Consider the following 17843-nt stretch of genomic DNA (forward strand, 5'->3'; position numbering starts at 1 on the left):
CCGACCACGCCGACCACGCCGACCGGCATACGGTACGTGTGTCCGACACCGTGTTGCTCGCCACCACACCACCGCCCCGATGCCACAAAGGAGTGCGCGATGGGAACGTACGAGGATGTCTTCCGCGCCAGTACCGAGGACCCGGAGCGCTTCTGGCTGAAGGCGGCGGAAGGCATCGACTGGGATGTCGCTCCGCACCGCGCCCTGGACTCCTCGGGCGCGCCCTTCTACCGCTGGTTTCCCGACGGACGGCTCAACGTCTGTTTCAACGCCCTCGACCGGCACGTCGAAGCCGGCCGGGGTGAACAGCCCGCACTCGTCTACGACTCACCCGTGACCGACACCCGGCGCACCTACACGTACGCGCAGTTGAGGGACGAGGTCGCGGCCTTCGCCGGAGCACTGACGGGGCTCGGCGTAGGGCAGGGCGACCGCGTCGTCATCTACATGCCGATGGTCCCCGAGGCCGCTGTCGCGATGCTGGCCTGCGCACGGATCGGCGCGGTGCACTCGGTCGTCTTCGGCGGCTTCGCCCCACGCGAACTCGCCCTGCGCATCGACGACGCGACCCCCAAGGTCGTGGTCTCCGCCTCCTGCGGCATCGAGGGCAAGCGTGTCATCGCGTACAAGCCTCTGCTCGACCAGGCGATCGAACTCGCGGCCCACAAGCCCGAGAAGAGCGTGATCCTGCAACGCCCGCAGCAGTCCGCCGAGCTGGGGCCCGACGATCTCGACTGGGCGGATCTGGTCGCCGCCGCGCAGCCGGCCGACTGTGTTCCGGTGCCCGCCACCGACCCCCTCTACATCCTCTACACGTCCGGAACGACCGGAAAACCCAAGGGAGTCGTCCGCGACTGCGGCGGCTACGCGGTCGCCCTGCACTGGTCGATGGGCGCCGTCTATGACGTGGGCCCGGGCGAGACGATGTTCACCGGTTCCGACGTCGGCTGGGTCGTCGGTCACTCGTACATCGTCTACGCACCCCTGCTGGCCGGCGCCACGACCGTCCTGTACGAGGGCAAGCCGGTCGGCACACCCGACGCGGGCCAGTTCTGGCGTGTCGCCGCCGAGCACCGAGTCAAGACGATGTTCACCGCGCCCACCGCCTTCCGGGCCATCCGCAAGGAGGACCCGAAGGGAACACTCGCGGCGGACCACGACCTGACCGGCCTGCGCCACCTCTTCCTCGCCGGTGAGCGCCTCGACCCCGAGACCTACCACTGGGCGAGCGATCTCCTGGGTATCCCGGTCATCGACCACTGGTGGCAGACCGAAACCGGCTGGCCCATCGTCGCCAACCCGGTCGGCATCGAGACCGCTCCCCTCAAGCCCGGCTCGCCCACCCGCCCGCTCCCGGGCTGGGACGTCCGTGTCCTCGACGCCTCGGGCGAGCCCGTGCCCGCCGGCGTCGACGGCGCGATCGTCGTGAAGCTCCCCCTGCCACCCGGCGCACTCCCCACTCTCTGGAACGACGACGACCGCTACATCGCCTCCTACCTCTCCGCCTACGACGGCTACTACCTCACCGGCGACAGCGGCCACATCGACGACGACGGCTACGTCTTCGTCATGGGCCGCACCGACGACGTCATCAACGTCGCCGGACACCGGCTGTCCACCGGCAGCATGGAAGAGGCCCTGGCCGCCCATCCCGACGTCGCCGAATGCGCCGTCATCGGCGTCGCCGACGCCCTGAAGGGGCAAGTCCCGCGCGGCCTCGTCGTCCTGAAGGCCGGCGTCGATCGCGACGCGAGCGAGGTCGAGGCCGAACTCGTCCAGCTCGTACGGACACGGATCGGCGCCGTCGCCTCCCTCAAGGACGTCACGGTCGTGGCCGCCCTGCCCAAGACCCGCTCGGGAAAGATCCTGCGCAAGACGATGCGCGGCATCGCCGACGGCCACGACGAACCCATCCCCTCCACCGTCGACGACCCCGCCGTCATCGAAACCCTGCGCCCCGTCCTCCGCCGCGCCGATCACACGACGTGAACGGCAGCCCCAGGAGGTGAGCCACGGGGAGCATGTTCGACACCGACGGACGTCGGTGTCGAATCACCGCGCACGCGAGTGCGGGTGGAGACATTCACCGGGCTGCAGGTGACGCAGTTCGCGCGTTGGTCGAGTCGATCCGAGACCGGGGCTCACTGGGTGGGTCGTGTCATTCGCCGATGCCCTGGCCGAACCCGCCGTCCACGGGCAATCCACTCCGGTGGTGAAGGTGGCCTCGACGGCCAGGTACAACGCGGCGGCGGCGATCTCCTCCACGGTGCGTCCTCGTCCCATCGGCGTGGAGGCATTGCCCTGTTCGATGAACTCGGCGCGCTGCTCATCGGTCAGCTCGGCGACACCCATGGTCGGGGTGATGATGAAGCCGGGGGCGATCGCGTTGACGCGGATCCTGCGGGGCAGCAGCTCGGCGGCGAGCACCTTGACGAAGGCAGCGACGGCCTCCTTCGCCCCGGAGTAGGCGCCGAGACCGGGGAAGATCTGGTCGTTGGAGACGGTGGTGAACACGATCGAGCCGCCCTCAGACATGAGCGGCGCCAGCCGCTGGACGGTGAAGAAGGCGCCCTTGGCGTTGACGTCGATGATGCGGTCCCATGATTCCTCGGTGACCTCTTCGAGCGTCTGGAACTCCGCGATGCCCTGGTTGACGAATAGGTAGTCGATGCGGCCGAGGCGGTCGGGTTTGGGACACTTTTGAACACCCACCTCACCGCCGGAATGAGCCACTACACCGCCGACCGCAAGTGGCTCACCGACATCCAACTGCCGCCCTACGCAACCCACCTCAACCCGGTGAAAAGCCTGTGGTCCGTGCCGCGGCGCACCAGCCGGGCGAACGGGGCCTTCGCCGACCCCGACGACCTGATCACCGCCATCCAGCGCGGCCTCCACCATGACGATGTCATGCACTCATGGTCAGTAACGCTAGGGCAGGGCGCGAAGCGCGCGGCCTACGTCCTTGCCGTAGATGCGCTGTACGTCCATGCCGGGAAGGCTCGGCATTTCGGCCCAGTGCGTGACTATTTCCTCGCTGGTCGGCCCACCGATGGGGAAGCGGACCACGCCGTCGGAGTCGTAAAAGCAGTTCTCGATGATCTCTCCGGTTTCCTCCACTGGATGGATGCGACGGAAGTACATGGGGAGTACCAGCCAGAACTCCTGACCGGAGAGCGAGTCGGGGTCATCCTCCTGCTCGCCCGGATAGCGACCGGTCACGGCTGCGAGGATGCCGGCACCGTCGTAGGGGAGTCGCTCGTCGGCTCGGATCCATTCGACTGTCGTATGCATGCTTTGCTTTCTGGTCGAGAGGCGTAGGTGAGTGCCAGTCCACCCGATCTCGTGGCTCGCCGCATCGGGGATGTCCCCCAGCACGCCCCTGAGATCACTCCAACCATGCTGCACCGACGACCTGGGCGATGATCACGTTCTCGTCCCCGCTCTGGAACCACTCGGCCGCCTCCAACCGCAACTTCGCCCGGAAGGCCCGCCGTTCGTCCGTGAGTCCGCCACCCTGCGCGTACCTCGTACAGGCGGCATACCGCAGGGATCACGAGCCGTCAGCCCCAACGACACCACGCTTTGCAGGGGTCGGTAGTTCACCAGGCTGGCCGCAGTGGTGTAGCGGACGCGGTAGCCCGCCGTGGCGGCCGCGGCGCCCAAGCCGATCAGCAGGTGGGACTTGGCGGTTCCGGAATTGCCGAGCAGGGACTGCTCGCGCGGGAAGTGAGCGGCCCGGATGCGGCGTTCGGCCCGGCGCCGGTCACGGTCCTCGCACTCGGTCCTCGGCAGCTCGGCGAGAGATCCGGCGTAAGAGAGCCCCTCGCGTTCGGCGCGAGCGATGGTGTCGGCGGCCTGGGCTCGCGTGGCGGGCAGCCGGAGCATGCGGCAGGGGGTGTCGATCGCGGCGTCAGGCGCCTGGGCGGTGAGCGCGTGGTGAGCGGCAGTCATGATGAATCCGTCCGGCGCAGGTGGAGCAGTTCGTCCACTGCTCCAGGGGCAGAGGATGGGCGTCTTCGGGCAGGGGCTCGGCCAGGCGACGCGCACTGAGGTGGCTGCCTCCTTCAGCTGCGGGTCGGGCGGCCCGAAGGGGTCTGGCGGTAGTGGGGTGGCGGTGACGGACCGAGCCGGCAGCCCGCACCACAGCACTCAGCGCCTACGCCATGATGGCCGGACCCTGCAGCCCTCACGGGTCCTCGCCGACAGGCGGCTCGCCGATGAACCGCTCGAACAGGGCATCCGCAACGCCTTCACCCTGCTGGGCATCGAGCATGAGCACGCCAGGGCTGTGACCTGACCCGCCCGCAGAGCGCGCACCCGCACATGACATGAGCTCCCGCGCCCACACCGCCTCGGAACTGATGGCGAAGGTCCTGCTTGCCGCCTACCGAGTCACCACGTTAGGATTATGAACATAATTCTATATGTTGCCAGGAGGCACAGCACCCCCGTCCGCTCGCGGACGAGATACGGAGACGACGATGAGGGCCCTCACCGTGGAGCGCTACGGGGACAAGGCCGGCGTGCGGATCGGCGAAGTGCCGGACCCGCAGGTGGGTGCGGACGACGTCCTGGTACGCGTGCACGCCGCGAGCATCAACCCGCTCGACCGCATGATCCGGGACGGGGAGATGAAGACGATCCTGCCGTACAAGGTCCCGTTCGTCCTGGGCAACGACCTGGCCGGAGTGGTGATCGAGGTGGGGTCGGCCGTCACGCGGTTCGCGGTGGGCGACGAGGTCTTCGCGCGGCCCGACAAGGACCGGATCGGGACGTTCGCCGAACTCATCGCGGTGCACCAGGACGACGTGGCGCTCAAGCCGGCCTCGCTGACCATGGAGGAGGCCGCGTCCCTTCCCTTGGTCGGCCTGACCTCGTGGCAGGCGCTGGTCGAGCGAGCACACATCCAGCCGGGTCAGAGGGTTCTCATCCACGCCGGTTCCGGCGGACTGGGCAGCATCGCCATCCAGCTGGCGAAGCAGCTGGGCGCGCATGTGGCGACCACCGCGAGCACCGCCAACATCGACCTCGTGAAGCACCTGGGCGCGGACGTCGTCGTCGACTACAAGAAGCAGGCGTTCGAGACAGTGCTGCACGACTACGACGTCGTGCTGGACTCGCTCGGCGGCCAGACGCTTCAGAAGTCCCTGGAGGTGCTCAAGCCCGGTGGAAAGGTCATCAGTGTCGCGGGTCCGCCCGACGCCGCACTCGGCAGGGAACTGGGAGCCAATCCCGTCATCCGGCTGGCGATGTCCGCACTGAGCTTCCGCATCCGACGCGCTGCCCGGCGCCGCAACGTGACGTACTCGTTCCTGTTCATGAAGGCCAGCGGCGACCAGCTGCGCGAACTCACTTCTCTCGTCGAGGCCGACAAGATCCACCCCGTCGTCGACACCGTCTTCCCGTTCGAGTCGGCCCGAGAAGCACTGGAGTACCTCGAAGCGGGCCACGCGAAGGCGGGCAAGGTCGTCGTCAAGATGACGTGAGGGCACAAGCCCGCCAGAGCGTCAGGGCCCTCCCGCCCACGCCAGAGCGTCAGAGCCCTCCCGCACACCGGATGGACCCGCCACCGCCCTCGGCACGAAAGCATCCTGAGACCCGTTACAGAAGGACCCGGACATGAGCACACCGCAGAACTCCCCCTCCCCCTCGACGGCCTCGTACAAGAGCGCGGTGACCCGCTCCGTATCCGTTCGCGGCGAGGACTTCGCCTACCGGGAACTCGGCCCCGAGGACGGCGTACCGCTCATCCTCCTGGTTCACCTGGCCGGCGTGCTGGACAACTGGGACCCGCGCGTCGTCGACGGACTCGCCGCACGACGTCGGGTCATCACCTTCGACAACCGCGGTGTGGGCGCATCGAGCGGCTCCACACCCGACACGATCGAGGCGATGGCCCGCGACGCCGTACTGTTCATCCGGGCTCTCGGGTTCGACCAGGTCGACCTGTTCGGCCTGTCGATGGGCGGCTTCGTCGCGCAGGTCATCGCGGCCGAAGAGCCGCACCTCGTCCGCAAGGTCATCCTCGCCGGCACCGGCCCCGCCGGGGGCCCCGGCATCGACAAGGTCCCGGCTCTCACCATCCGGGCCACACTCAAGGGCGCCCTGACCCGGCAGGACCCCAAGCTCTCCCTCTTCTTCACCGACACCGCAGGTGGCCGGAAGGCCGGACGCGACTTCCTCGAACGGCTGAAGGAGCGCACGCACGACCGCGACAAGGACATCGCGCTGCCGTCGCTCCGCGCCCAGCTGAAGGCCGTCAAGCGCTGGGGCCGCCAAGCGCCGTCGGACCTGTCCGCCATTCGCCAACCGGTCCTGGTGGCGAACGGCGAGAACGACCGGATGGTGCCCAGCCACAACACACTCGACCTGGCCGCCCGCCTGCCCCACGGCGAACTCATCCCCCTCTACCCGGATGCCGGGCACGGGGGTGTCTTCCAGCACCACGAGGACTTCGTGCCCCGGGCGCTTGAATTCCTCAAGTCCTGACTGAACTTGAGCGGCTCCGCAGGAATGGGGCCGCACGGCCATCGAGTTGACGCCCGCCGACCGGCAGAGCGCTGGGCCATCCGGCGCCGGACAGCGCGAGGCTGGCGAGGCGTCAGCAGATGGACGGGACGTTCAGTACCAGCGCCCGTGCGGCGTCGATGGGCCCTGACCGGCGGGGGGTTGGGCTCGCCTCGGTCCGCTTCGGTCAGACTTCTGTGCCGCGAGCCGCCGGCTGGTCGCTGTTGTCGTGCGCCAGCGAGGCGAGAATCTCCTCGCGGCAGGCATCGAAAACTTCGTCCGCCAGCGGAGAATCGTCAGGGCATGCCCGCGACAGCATGATCGCGCCGATCGAATGGGCGAGCATGTTGATCACCCTGATGCGGGCCGCGCGTTGCTCGGCATCCCCCAGCGTGTCGCTTGGGGCCTGAAGGGCCGTCAGCAGGTTCTCGATCCCGGCCGCGAACTCCCCTTTGAGGTCCGCCGGCTGACGTGCGGCGTCGCCGCTGAGGGCCGCGACGGTGCAGCCGTCGCCGCGCCCGTCGCGATGCTCCCGGGAGACGTAACTGTCCACGAACTCGGCCGGGTCCAGACCCTTCCGCCCGTGCCGCGGTCTGCGAGAGCCCGCTCGCGGACGCTTCGGCCATCAGGTCGACCTTGGAGCGGAAGTGCTTGTAGAACCCGCCGTGGGTGAACCCGGCGGCCGCCATCAGTTCCGCCACGCCGACACCGTCATAGCCGCGCTCACGGAACAGCCGGGCGGCGGTCGCGACGAAGTGCGCACGGTTCTGCTCCGCCTGCGCCTTGGTCACTCGCATGCCCAGCCAGCCCTTCTCCGGTCGACGCTCGACGGCCAAGCATGCATAGATGATGACCGACATCTAAAGGGTTGACTTTTTAGATTACGATCGTCATCGTATTGCTCACCTCTCCAGGAAGGCTCAGACCATGAGCGATACGCATGTGACCGCCCCGACCCAGTACGTCGAGGTCGACGGCGACCGGTTCGCCTACCGCCGCTGGGGCAAGCCCTCCGGTGTCCCGATCCTCCTCGTCCAGCACCTCCGCGGGGGAATGGACCACTGGGACCCCCTGCTCACCGACGGCCTGGCCGAAAGCCGCGAGGTCATCCTGTTCAACGGGCGCGGCATAGCCTCCTCATCCGGCACCCCGCGCAACCGCATGGAGGACATGGCCGACGACATCGCCGCGGTCATCCGGGCCCTGGGACTGGAGCAGGTCGATCTGCTCGGGTTCTCGATCGGCGGCTGGCAGGCCGAGGAAGTCGCACTGCGCCACCCGCAGTTGGTGCGCAAGCTCCTCCTGCTCGGTACTGGGCTCCGCGGCGGGGACCCGACGATGGATCCCAAGGTGCCCGAGGTGGCGACGAATCCGGTCCCCACGGTGGAGGACTTCCTCTTCCTGTTCTTCGGCCGCTCGCAAGCCGCCGTCGAAGCGGGCCGGGCTTTCTGGGAGCGCCGCCACCAGCGGGCCGACCAGGACCCGCCGAGCTCGCTCGACGTCGCACAGGCGCAGCTCGAAGCAGTCGCCGCCTACGCCGAACCTCTGCCCGGCGAGAACCCGTACGCCTACCTGAACGCGATCACCCAGCCGACGCTGGTCCTCAACGGCGAGAACGACGTGATGATCACCTCGATCAACTCCTGGCACCTCGCCCAGAACATCCCCGACGCCCAACTGCTGATCTACCCCGACGCCGGACACGGAGCGCACTTCCAGTACCCCCAGCGGTTCCTGCAACACACCCTTCAGTTCCTCGACGAGTAGACAGCTGCAAGGCGCCGCCCACTTGGTCGGTCACGGGGTGGGGGACGTGTCGGGCGGCGTCAGAGCTGCACCGACAACCGACCGCGTCATGCGGGGTGGACCGGGCCCCGACCGAGCCGTGACCGGCAGATCCGCCGAACGAACATGCGCGCCTGCCGACGCCCATTCCCGAACCACTACGAAGAGAACGGCAACATCCCATGAGTGAGCCCAGCACCATCCGCCTCGAGCGGACGACCCCGCAGATCGCCAAGATCACGTTCGCGAACCCGCCGGTGAACCTGGTGGTTCCCGAGACCGTCGTCAGGTTGCACGAGATCGTCGCAGGGTTCGAGAAGGACACCGACCTCCAGGTCGTCGTCTTCACCAGCGAGGTCCCCGACTACTTCTTCAACCACTTCGACGCCTCCCAGGCCGGCGGCATCCCCGCCCCCGAACACGAGGGCGACAACCCGGTCTGGACCGATATCGTTCTGCGGTTGAGCAAGGCCCCGTATGTCAGCATCGCCTCCATCCGCGGCCGCACCCGCGGCGCCGGCAACGAACTGGCCCTCGCCTGCGACCTGCGCTACGCCAGCCGTGAGAAGGCGTTCTTCTCGCAGCCCGAGGTCGGCCTCGGCCTCGTTCCCGGCGGAGGCGGGGCGGAGCGGCTCCCCCGTTCGATCGGCCGCGACCGGGCGCTCGAGGCCATCCTCGGCAGCGCCGACTACGACGCCGACCTGGCCGAGCGCTGGGGATGGGTCACCCGAGCCCTGCCCGACGCCGAACTCGACGCCTTCGTCGACGCGACGGCCGCCCGCCTCGCCTCCTTCGACCGGGAGGCCCTGGCGACCGCGAAGTCCCAGGTCAACCGGGCGACACTGCCGCCGGACGCCGATCTCGTCGCCTCCTTCGCCGCGTTCGGAAGCACCCTGACGCAGCCTGGGTTCCTCGCGCGTGCGGCCGGACTCGGCGCGTTCGTCGCCGAGAAGGGGCTCGACGTCGAGTACCGGCTCGGCGAGTACATCGGCCTGGTGAACGAGACGCCCTGATCCCCACCTCATCGGCAGCGACGTACTGCGCTTGCGGCGTTCGACCCCACAGGGAGAGTGACCTCGCTGCCGGGGGCGGCGCCGCTGCCTTGCGGATGCACGGGCCGTAGGGCTGCGAGGGGGCCAGTTCCGGGAGTCCCACCTCACAACCACATAGGTTGGAATTTCAAACCCACTCCCCTAGGGTGACGGCACCATCGTGAAAGGGAACCGTCATGACCGTTGCCGTCATCGTCGACGCAGTCCGCACCCCCATCGCCAAGGGCAAGCCGGGCGGCGCGTACTCCGAGATCCATCCGGTGGACCTGCACGCTCACGTGCTGCGCGCGCTGGTTGACCGCACCGGCATCGACCCCGCGCGGGTGGACGATGTCATCAGCGGTGCGGTCGGCCAGGTAGGGGAGCAGTCGGGCGACACCGCGCGATGGGCCCTGCTGGGGGCCGGCTTCCCGGAGTCGGTGCCCGGTGTGACCGTCGACCGTCAGTGCGGCAGCAGTCAGCAGGCCCTTCACTTCGCCGCCCAGGGCGTCATCGCGGGCGCGTACGACGTCGCGATCGCCTCCGGCGTGGAGTCGATGAGCCGGATCCCCATCGGCTCCCAGTTCGCGGGCAAGGACTTCTTCGGCCCCCAAGTGAACGCCCGCTACGACGGCGGCCTGGTGCCGCAGGGCATCAGTGCCGAGCTCATCGCCCACCGCTGGGAGCTTTCGCGCCAGCAGCTCGACGAGTTCTCCGCCCAGTCACACCAGCGCGCCGCGAAGGCTTGGAAGGACGGCCTGTTCGACGGCCAGGTCAGTCACGTCAACGGCCTCGACACGGACGAGACGATCCGGCCCTCGACCACCGTCGAGACGCTGTCCGGCCTCCGGCTGGCGTTCAGGAACGAGCACTGGGAGCAGCGGTTCCCGCACCTGGACTGGAGGGTCACGGCAGGCAACAGTTCTCCGGTCAACGACGGTTCCGCCGCGCTCCTGGTCACCAGCGAGGAGGCGGCCGCGCAGCTCGGCCTCAGGCCGCGCGCCCGGATCCATTCCGTCGCCGTCGTCGGCGACGACCCGATCTTCATGCTCACCGGGATCATCCCGGCGACGCGGAAGGTTCTGGCCCGTGCCGGGCTGAGCATCGACGACATCGACGCGTTCGAGGTCAACGAGGCTTTCGCGTCGGTCGTGCTGGCCTGGCAGAAGGAGACGGGCGCCGACCTGTCCAAGGTGAACATCGACGGCGGCGCCATCGCCATCGGCCATCCCCTGGGCGCCTCCGGTGCCCGCCTGATGACCTCTCTGCTCAACGTGCTGGAGCGGCGTGGCGGCCGCTACGGCCTTCAGGTCATGTGCGAGGCCGGCGGCCAGGCCAACGCCACGATCATCGAGAGGATCTGAGCGGACGGTTCACGCGGTACTCGGCCGCTCTGTCGCCAGTTGATGTGGGAGGTGTCGGCAGATAGGCCGTGTGCGGCCGGGGTGTCGCGTGGACGAGTGTCCGCGGCACCCCGGCGTTGTCCGACGAACCGGCTGAACCGCGCGTCCGCGGCGGCCCTTGTCTCGCCTTGCCCTACGCCGTTTGCCGGACGATCGTGGAGGTGCCCCGGCACACGGCAACTGAACACGGCCCACCTCCCGGATTCCGTGACCATGGCGGTGGCGGGCGGGGACGCACGTGTGGCCCATTGGACGTGCCCGAGGGCGGCGACGCCGGAGTGGGCGGCGACTGGTTCGACGTGATCCCGCTCCTCACCCACCTCGACGACATCGTGACCCACTCCGGGCTCCCCAGGACGCCGACGACGCCGATGACACCGGCAACGCCTCGCCGTCACAGATCCCGGGTGACGTGGCGCCACCTGCCTGTAACGCCGTCTACGACCCCGTCTCCCGCACGTGCTCCCGGGCCCGCGCCGACCATCCGCCCCCGATCCAGAGCCTGGCCACCTGGGAGCGGGCCAGTGATCCTTCGACCGTGGCCGAGGCACGCACGCGCGCCGGCGAGCGTCTCACCGAGTGGGGGCTCGAAGAGGCCTTGTTCGTCACGGAACTCGTCGTCAGCGAGTTGGTCACCAATGCCATCCGCTACGGCACCGGCCCGATCCGGCTGCGGCTGATCAAGGACCGGACACTCACCTGCGAGGGCCGATGGCAGCAGCACCAGCCCGCACCTGTGCAGGGCCCGGCTGAGCGACGAGGGCGGCCGCGGCCTGCTGCTGGTCGCCCCGCTCACCGAGCGGTGGGGCACCCGCTGGCGCCAGGTTTCCGACGCCGTCGGCCGACAGCGTGCTGACCCATGCGATGGGCCGCGGAATGACGCTGCCGATCAGCAACTTGTACGATTCCGCAGCCGTGAGCTTCTCGGCGTCGATATGCATTCAGTCGATGAGCCGGGCCATATCCGCCTCGAACTGACCTCAGGAACCGAGCGGAGTCGGTCCCGGAGGCCAACGCTTCGGCACTGCCCTCACTTCGACGGGATCCCTTGAGAGACTCCTCCGCCATGAACGAAAAAGCTAGCAGTGACTATAGGAAATGTATAGCATCGTGGAATCGGCTACAGCCTGGCGACACGGCTCATCCACTGCTCTCCGGTCGGACGCCGAACAGTTCCGTGCTCCGAAGAGTTGAGCCCACGAAACGACGCGGACAGCGGCGGACGAACGGGGCCCTGAACGCGGCGCCGCGCCCGGCGGCGTGTCACGCGGCGTGTCACGCGGCGAGCCAACCGACCTTGTCGACGACTTCTCGAGCCGCGTCCTCCTCCGACCTTTCGTGCGTGGAGACGAGGAAGTCACGGATCCTGTAGAGATCGTTCCGCGCGTGGTACACGTCGACCCAGCGACGCAGTCGATCCCGCCAGAACTCGTTCGGCTCACGCGCCGTGACCCGCTCCTTCAAAACGGCCTCCGGCGCGGTCAGCTCGCACACGGCGAGGCTGGCGCCGGGGAGGGCCTCGCGCAGGAGCACCAGCTCCCCCTCGTCCGCGATGACGCTCGGCAGCACGAGTCTGAGACCGGGGACCGCAGCGTAACGGGGCCAGATGGCCTTGAGATTCTCGCGCGCGAAGGAACGGCCCTGGTCGGGATGCACCAGCGAGATGTCATCCAGATCGATCACCCGTGGGCCAGATCGGCCTCCCGCAGGATTTCGGAGACCGCCCGCGCCAGGGTCGTCTTCCCCGCACCCGGTGAGCCGTGCAGGACGAGCACATCGATGTCTCTCACGAGCTGAACGTAGCGGCGGCAGTTCGGAGCGCTCCATCAGATTTCGCCGCCTGATCCGCACACCCTGCGGCACCCTGCGGCGCTGCATCAGGACCGAACCGGCCCGGCCTGGGGCGATGTGCGCGACTGCCGTCAGCTGTTCAGCAGGTCGCGGAAGCCGATGAGCAGGGCGCGCAGCCCGAGGTCGAAGGCCAGGGTCGCGCGGCTGCGATCGGCGGGAGTCTGGTCGAGTACGGCGCTGAGGTGGGGGGTCGCGTCGCGGGCGACGTCGGAGACCATCACGGGCGGCGCCACCAGGTCGAGTGCGGAGCCGAGCACGAAACTCTCCAGTGCGGTGATCAGCGGCATGACCTGATGCGTGTCGAAGCCCGCGTCCAGGAGCAGCTTCGCGACCTTCTCGTACATCACGTGCATGAACGGTTCGGCCAGCGGGGCGGTGGCGAGCAGGGGAACCGCCCCCGGGTGGGCGGCGAAGGCGGCCAGATAGGAGCGGGCCCAGCTCTCCAGGACCTCCTCCCAGGGCTGCGACCAGTCCTGGTCGTCTCCGGTCGTCAGGGCGAGTTCCTCCCGCATGAGCGAGATGATCTCGTCGCGGCCGGCGACGTGGTGGTAGAGCGCGGACGGCGCGACACCCAGGGCTTTGGCCAGAGCCGGGATGGAGAAGGCGCCCTTCTCGTCAGCCAGGCGCAGTGCCGCGGCACCGATGCGCCGACGGTCCAGCAGGGGTGTGCGCGGCCGTCCCACGGTGACTCCTCGTCCCTTGTGTGCCGTAACCCAGACGTTACCGAATGGCTTTCAGTAAAACTCTTCCCAGCCGCCCGGACGGCGCCTACATTACCGGAAACCGAACGCCTTTCAGTTAGGCGGTCGGCCCTAGGAGAGGCACCGCCACACGCCATGTACGCCGACATCGTCTTCACCGGAGGGACCGTCCGGACCGGGGCCCCAGAGGGCTCCGTCCACGGTGCCCTCGCCGTCACCGGCGGCCGGATCACCGCCCTTGGAGCACAGGCGCTGGATGCCCGGGGACCGCGTACCGCCGTCGTCGACCTGGCCGGCGGGGCCCTGCTGCCGGCGTTCGGCGACGGACATGTGCACCCGGTGATGGGAGGCCTGGGTCTGGCGGGCGTGCCGGTCCGGGACCTGGGAAGCGTCGAGGAGATCGTCGAGACCGTTCGAGGCTGGGCCGCCGAACACCCGGAGACGGAGTGGATCACCGGTGACGGCTTCGACCCGTGGCTCGCCCCCGACGGCAGATTCGACGCGCGGTGGCTGGACGCCGCCGTGCCCGACCGTCCCGTCGTCCTGCGCACCATGGACCACCACACCGCCTGGGTGAACAGCGAGGCCCTGCGCCGGGCCGGTTACACCGCCGCGACCCCCGATCCGGCCGGCGGGGAGATCCTGCGCCGCGACGGATCCGCGGAGCCGCTGGGCACCCTGCGCGAGTTCGGTGCCCTCGGCCCGGTGCTCGCCCTCATTCCCACGGCGTCCCACGAGGCACAGGTGGCGGCCCTGCGCGAAGCCGCGGCCCGGTTCGCCGCGGCCGGCGTGACCTGGGTGCAGGACGCCTGGGTCGAACCGCACCAGGCCGACGTCTGGGTCACCGCCGCGACCACCGGGCCGGGGCTTCCCGTACGGGCCGACCTCGCCTTCGTCCTGGAACCCGACGGCTGGCGCGAGCGCGTCCTCCGGTTCACGGCGGACCGGGACAAGGTGGAGAGCTCCGCTCCCGGGCTGCTGACCGCGCGGAGCGTGAAGTTCTTCGCCGACGGCGTCGTCGAGGCCGGCACCGCCGCCCTGCTCGAGCCCTACACCGACTGCCCGCACTCGCACGGCATCGCCAATTGGTCCCACGAAGAGCTGGCCGAGGCCGTCACCGCCGTCGACGCTCTCGGCTTCCGCGCACACCTGCACGCCATCGGCGACGGCGGGGTCCGGATGGCTCTGGACGCGATCGAGGCCGCCGCCCGCGCCAACGGCGCCCGCGACCGCCGTCCGGTCATCGCCCACGCCCAGCTGATCGACCCCGGCGACCTGGCCCGGTTCGCCGCCCTCGGCGTGATCGCCAACCTCCAGCCGCTATGGGCCCAGCCCGACCCTCTGATGACCGAGCTGACCCTGCCGAGGATCGGCCCGGTGCGCGGCGCGCGGCAGTACCAGATCGCCGCCCTGCTCGCCTCCGGCGCCCGGCTCTCGTTCGGCAGCGACTGGCCGGTCACCGCCCATGAACCACTGCGGGGCATCGCCACCGCGGTCACCCGCCAGACGCCCGAGGGTCTTCCCGAGGGCGGCTGGCTCCCCGAGGAGCGGATAGACATCGACACCGCTCTCACCGCCTACTCCGCGGGATGCGCCCACCAGGCGTTCGAGGAGAAGGAATGGGGCGCGCTGCGTCCCGGAATGCGCGCCGACCTGGTGCATCTCGCCGCCGACCCGGCCGGGATCGCCCCCGCTGACCTCGCGCATCTCCCCGTCCTGGGCACCTGGCTCGCCGGCCGGCGTACCCACGACGCCACCACTCCCCACTCCACGCGTGCCGGGAGACGATAGACCTACGTCGGTCACGACCGGTCTGCGTCTCCTGGACGTTCCGCCCCTCCTCGACACACACCACGCGGAGACCTCCATGACCGAGCCCCTCGTCCCCACCGCTCCCCAGCAGCCCCCACCGGCCGCCGGGTCGGACCAGAGCCCTCACCTCCAGCGCGGCAGCCTCGGCGTCGCCGACATCGTCTTCTTCGTCGTCGCCGCGGCCGCCCCGCTCACCGTGATGGCCGGCGTGGCTCCCCTCGCCATCCTCTTCGGCGGCATCGGCGCCCCGGTCGCCTACCTCGCCGTCGGCGTGGTGCTGGTCCTCTTCGCGGTCGGCTTCACCGCGATGACGCCGTACATCCGCAACGCCGGTGCCTTCTACTCGTACATCGCCCGAGGTCTCGGACGTCCGGCGGGGCTGGGGGCGGCGTTCCTCGCGGTGTTCTCGTACAACTCCCTGCAGATCGGCATGTTCGGCGCCTTCGGGTTCTTCGCCGCCACCACCGCGAACGACCTCCTCGGCGTCGACCTGCCGTGGCCGGTGTACGCCTTCGCCGGGATCGCCGTCGTCTGGTTCCTGGGCTTCCGCTCCATCAACCTCGGCGCCAAGGTCCTGGCCGCCCTGCTGATCGCGGAGACCGCCATCCTGGTGCTGCTCGCCGGCGCGGTCCTGGTCAAGGGCGGCGCGAGCGGACTGACCTTCGACTCCTTCGCCCCCTCGAACGTCTTCGTCTCCGGGATGAGCGGACCGCTCGGTCTCGCCGTCGCCGCGTTCATCGGCTTCGAGGCCACCGCCATCTACCGTGAGGAGGCCCGTCACCCCAACCGCACCGTGCCCCGCGCCACCTACCTCGCGATCGGCTTCCTCGGCCTCTTCTACGCCTTCATCAGCTGGATCATCGTGCAGGCGTTCGGCAGCGGCCAGGCCGTCGCCGCCGCCGCGCAGAACCCGGCGGAGATGTTCTTCACCGCCATGACCCAGTACGTCGGCGGCTGGGCGACCGACGTCCAGCGCGTCCTGATCGTCACCAGCGTGCTCGCCGCCCTGCTCGCCTTCCACAACGCCATCACCCGCTACGTCTACGCCCTCTCCGTCGAGAGTGTCGCCCCCGCGGCCCTGGGCCGGGTGCACCCCAGGCATGGCTCGCCGTGGGTGGCCGGTGTCGCCCAGAGCGTCCTGGCGGCCGTGGTCGTCGCCGTCTTCGCCATGACCGGCGTCGACCCCTACACCAAGTTCTTCCTGTGGGTGAACACTCCCGGTGTGGTCGGCATCCTCGTGCTGCAGGCCCTGGCGGCCTTCGCGGTGGTCGCGTTCTTCCGCCGCAACTCCGCCGAGCACGGCGAGGGACCTCTGCGGACCCTCCTCGCGCCCGCCGCGGCCGGCGTCCTGCTCACCGCCGTCACCGTGCTGGTCTGCAAGCGCCTGGACCTGTTCACCGGCGCCGGCCCGGCCGTCAACTGGTCGCTGGTCGCGCTCACACCGGCGGTGTTCCTGTCCGGTGTGGCTGTCGCCGCACGCATCCGCCGGAGCCGGCCCGATGTCTACGGCAAGCTGGCCACCACCGACGTCGACGCCGCCTGACGTGCGCACCGCGGCGGTCCCTGCTCTCGGCCGCAGGCCGGGCACGGGACCGCCCCGCGCGGTACGTCCGACCCACGAGACGCCCCATGAGGAGGGTCGACGGTCATGATCCGTGGCCTGGGCAGAAAGCCGGCACCGCGCCTCGCCGCGGAACTCGACGACGCCGAACTGGGCCGCGTGTGCCGGCAACTCACCGGCAGAGGCACCGCACGGACGCTCGCCGCCCCGATCGTCGAGCGGCTGCTCGACAACACTGGTCGCGACTGGGACCGCCGGGCCCATCGACTGGCCGCCCTGGCCACCGTGACGCGCCCGGGCATCCAGCGGTCCTGGGCGGAACTGCGTCCCGACCGCCCCGACGCGCACACCCTGTTCGCCTGGGGCGTCATGGCGCGCGGCGCCCGCACGCACGTGCACCACGGCGAGTTCGAACAGGCCTTCCGGGCCTGCGCGACGGCGGCCCGCCTGGATCCCCACGACCCCAACCCGTGGGTGGTGCGCCTCGGGCTGCTCCGCCGGTGGGGCAGGCCGCGCTCGGAGGTCTTCCCCGTATGGCGGGAGATCGTCGCGCGAGACCCCTGGCACCGCGAGGCTCATCTGCAGATGTACGGCTACCTCTCGCCCCGGGAATGCGGCTCCCTCGCCCAGTCCATCGACTTCGTCGACCAGGTGAGGGCCACTGCCCCGGCCACGGCACCGACAGCCGGCCTCCCGCTGCTGCCGTTGATCGACCGCTACCACACCGCCCGGTCCAAAGGCGGTGTCCAGGCGCTCATGGCCGACCGCCTTTGGAGCGGGTACGAAGCCACGGGGATCCTGGGACCGGCACAGGCCGCCTGGCCCGAGGCGGGCCACCTGCCGTACGCGGCGGCCGTCGCCGACCTCAACCTTCTGGCCTACGCCCTCTGCGCCGCCGGAGAACCGGCCCGCGCTGCCCCGGTCTTCGGCGCCATCGCCGGCCTCGTCACCCCCTTCCCCTGGGGACACGACGGCCGCGACTCCGTCCTGGCCTTCACCGCCGCCCGGCGACGAGCCGACGCAACTTCTTGACCCGGGCCACAGGCATTTAGTCAGTACGTCGCTGACGAACACCGGCCCGGCCGCCCCCGATGTGTCCGCGCCGCTGGTGTCGGGGGCGGCCTACGCCGAGCCCACCTCGCCGGCAGGCCGCCGAGAAGGCCGGCTCCGGGGGATCCGACGAGGAGTA

Annotated in this window: 16 protein-coding genes and 4 pseudogenes; 11 read left to right on the forward strand and 9 right to left on the reverse strand. The window is 69.7% G+C overall.

All coding sequences use genetic code 11. From position 1 onward, the window contains the following. Positions 1-99 precede the first annotated feature (99 nt). Positions 100-1989, forward strand: a complete 1890-nt coding sequence (locus tag L3078_RS00630; RefSeq protein ID WP_239749777.1) for a propionyl-CoA synthetase — start codon at positions 100-102, stop codon at positions 1987-1989. A gap of 63 nt (positions 1990-2052) precedes the next feature. Here the strand turns inward: L3078_RS00630 and L3078_RS00635 are convergent, their stop codons facing one another. From L3078_RS00635 to L3078_RS44850, 3 genes and pseudogenes are all read right to left on the reverse strand, one after another. After that, positions 2053-2916 carry an SDR family NAD(P)-dependent oxidoreductase gene (locus L3078_RS00635; protein ID WP_239749780.1) on the reverse strand — a complete coding sequence of 288 codons (864 nt, stop codon included), beginning with the start codon at positions 2914-2916 and terminating at the stop codon, positions 2053-2055. A gap of 15 nt (positions 2917-2931) precedes the next feature. Continuing rightward, entirely contained in the window at positions 2932-3294 is a 363-nt protein-coding gene (locus L3078_RS00640) for an AQJ64_40280 family protein (RefSeq protein ID WP_239749784.1), read from the reverse strand. 306 nt (positions 3295-3600) lie between these two features. Then, a pseudogene (locus tag L3078_RS44850) lies at positions 3601-3954 on the reverse strand (ATP-binding protein); the annotation flags it as partial. Positions 3955-4117: 163 nt separating this feature from the next. On the opposite strand from L3078_RS44850, the gene L3078_RS00650 reads away from it, so the two are divergent. The 3 genes from L3078_RS00650 to L3078_RS00660 all read left to right on the forward strand — a co-directional run bounded on the left by L3078_RS00650 (position 4118) and on the right by L3078_RS00660 (position 6492). Beyond that, complete coding sequence (locus L3078_RS00650) at positions 4118-4300, forward strand: hypothetical protein (protein WP_239749788.1); 183 nt, start codon at positions 4118-4120, stop codon at positions 4298-4300. Positions 4301-4484: 184 nt separating this feature from the next. Next, positions 4485-5489 carry an NADP-dependent oxidoreductase gene (locus L3078_RS00655; protein ID WP_239749794.1) on the forward strand — a complete coding sequence of 335 codons (1005 nt, stop codon included), beginning with the start codon at positions 4485-4487 and terminating at the stop codon, positions 5487-5489. Positions 5490-5622: 133 nt separating this feature from the next. Continuing rightward, the gene (locus L3078_RS00660) at positions 5623-6492 is read left to right on the forward strand and encodes an alpha/beta fold hydrolase (RefSeq protein WP_239749802.1); all 870 of its coding nucleotides are present in this window, start codon (positions 5623-5625) and stop codon (positions 6490-6492) included. Positions 6493-6697: 205 nt separating this feature from the next. Here the strand turns inward: L3078_RS00660 and L3078_RS00665 are convergent, their stop codons facing one another. Both L3078_RS00665 and L3078_RS44705 read right to left on the reverse strand, forming a co-directional pair. Further along, the gene (locus L3078_RS00665; RefSeq protein ID WP_239760743.1) at positions 6698-7063 is read right to left on the reverse strand and encodes a hypothetical protein; all 366 of its coding nucleotides are present in this window, start codon (positions 7061-7063) and stop codon (positions 6698-6700) included. 121 nt (positions 7064-7184) lie between these two features. Further along, a pseudogene (locus L3078_RS44705) lies at positions 7185-7370 on the reverse strand (TetR family transcriptional regulator); the annotation flags it as partial. A 67-nt stretch (positions 7371-7437) separates the two neighbouring features. On the opposite strand from L3078_RS44705, the gene L3078_RS00675 reads away from it, so the two are divergent. From L3078_RS00675 to L3078_RS00690, 4 genes and pseudogenes are all read left to right on the forward strand, one after another. Next, positions 7438-8277, forward strand: a complete 840-nt coding sequence (locus L3078_RS00675) for an alpha/beta fold hydrolase (RefSeq protein WP_239749805.1) — start codon at positions 7438-7440, stop codon at positions 8275-8277. A 200-nt stretch (positions 8278-8477) separates the two neighbouring features. Continuing rightward, on the forward strand, positions 8478-9308 hold the full coding sequence (locus L3078_RS00680; RefSeq protein WP_239749812.1) for an enoyl-CoA hydratase/isomerase family protein: 831 nt from the start codon (positions 8478-8480) through the stop codon (positions 9306-9308). A 215-nt stretch (positions 9309-9523) separates the two neighbouring features. Further along, positions 9524-10690 carry a thiolase family protein gene (locus L3078_RS00685; protein ID WP_239749817.1) on the forward strand — a complete coding sequence of 389 codons (1167 nt, stop codon included), beginning with the start codon at positions 9524-9526 and terminating at the stop codon, positions 10688-10690. A 541-nt stretch (positions 10691-11231) separates the two neighbouring features. Beyond that, positions 11232-11568 (forward strand): annotated as a pseudogene (locus L3078_RS00690) (ATP-binding protein); the annotation flags it as partial. On the opposite strand, the pseudogene L3078_RS00695 reads toward L3078_RS00690, so the two are convergent. The 4 genes and pseudogenes from L3078_RS00695 to L3078_RS00710 form a co-directional block, all read right to left on the reverse strand. Next, positions 11545-11670, reverse strand: a pseudogene (locus L3078_RS00695) (flavin reductase family protein); the annotation flags it as partial. The pseudogenes L3078_RS00690 and L3078_RS00695 overlap by 24 nt on opposite strands. 334 nt (positions 11671-12004) lie before the next feature. Beyond that, complete coding sequence (locus L3078_RS00700) at positions 12005-12412, reverse strand: hypothetical protein (RefSeq protein ID WP_239749820.1); 408 nt, start codon at positions 12410-12412, stop codon at positions 12005-12007. Beyond that, positions 12409-12519, reverse strand: a complete 111-nt coding sequence (locus tag L3078_RS00705) for a P-loop domain-containing protein (protein ID WP_239749834.1) — start codon at positions 12517-12519, stop codon at positions 12409-12411. The genes L3078_RS00700 and L3078_RS00705 overlap by 4 nt, the downstream gene beginning before the upstream one ends. 132 nt (positions 12520-12651) lie before the next feature. Next, positions 12652-13263 (reverse strand): TetR/AcrR family transcriptional regulator, encoded by a 612-nt coding sequence (locus L3078_RS00710; protein WP_239749872.1) that lies wholly within the window; start codon positions 13261-13263, stop codon positions 12652-12654. 153 nt (positions 13264-13416) lie between these two features. On the opposite strand from L3078_RS00710, the gene L3078_RS00715 reads away from it, so the two are divergent. The 3 genes from L3078_RS00715 to L3078_RS00725 all read left to right on the forward strand — a co-directional run bounded on the left by L3078_RS00715 (position 13417) and on the right by L3078_RS00725 (position 17686). Next, positions 13417-15072 (forward strand): amidohydrolase, encoded by a 1656-nt coding sequence (locus L3078_RS00715; RefSeq protein WP_239749875.1) that lies wholly within the window; start codon positions 13417-13419, stop codon positions 15070-15072. Between the two features lie 76 nt (positions 15073-15148). Beyond that, positions 15149-16636: an APC family permease gene (locus L3078_RS00720; protein ID WP_239749876.1), complete on the forward strand. Its 1488-nt coding sequence runs from the start codon at positions 15149-15151 to the stop codon at positions 16634-16636. Positions 16637-16741: 105 nt separating this feature from the next. Then, the gene (locus L3078_RS00725) at positions 16742-17686 is read left to right on the forward strand and encodes a tetratricopeptide repeat protein (protein WP_239749878.1); all 945 of its coding nucleotides are present in this window, start codon (positions 16742-16744) and stop codon (positions 17684-17686) included. The last annotated feature ends 157 nt before the right edge of the window (positions 17687-17843 follow it).

This window comes from Streptomyces deccanensis (assembly GCF_022385335.1).
Classification (GTDB): domain Bacteria; phylum Actinomycetota; class Actinomycetes; order Streptomycetales; family Streptomycetaceae; genus Streptomyces; species Streptomyces deccanensis.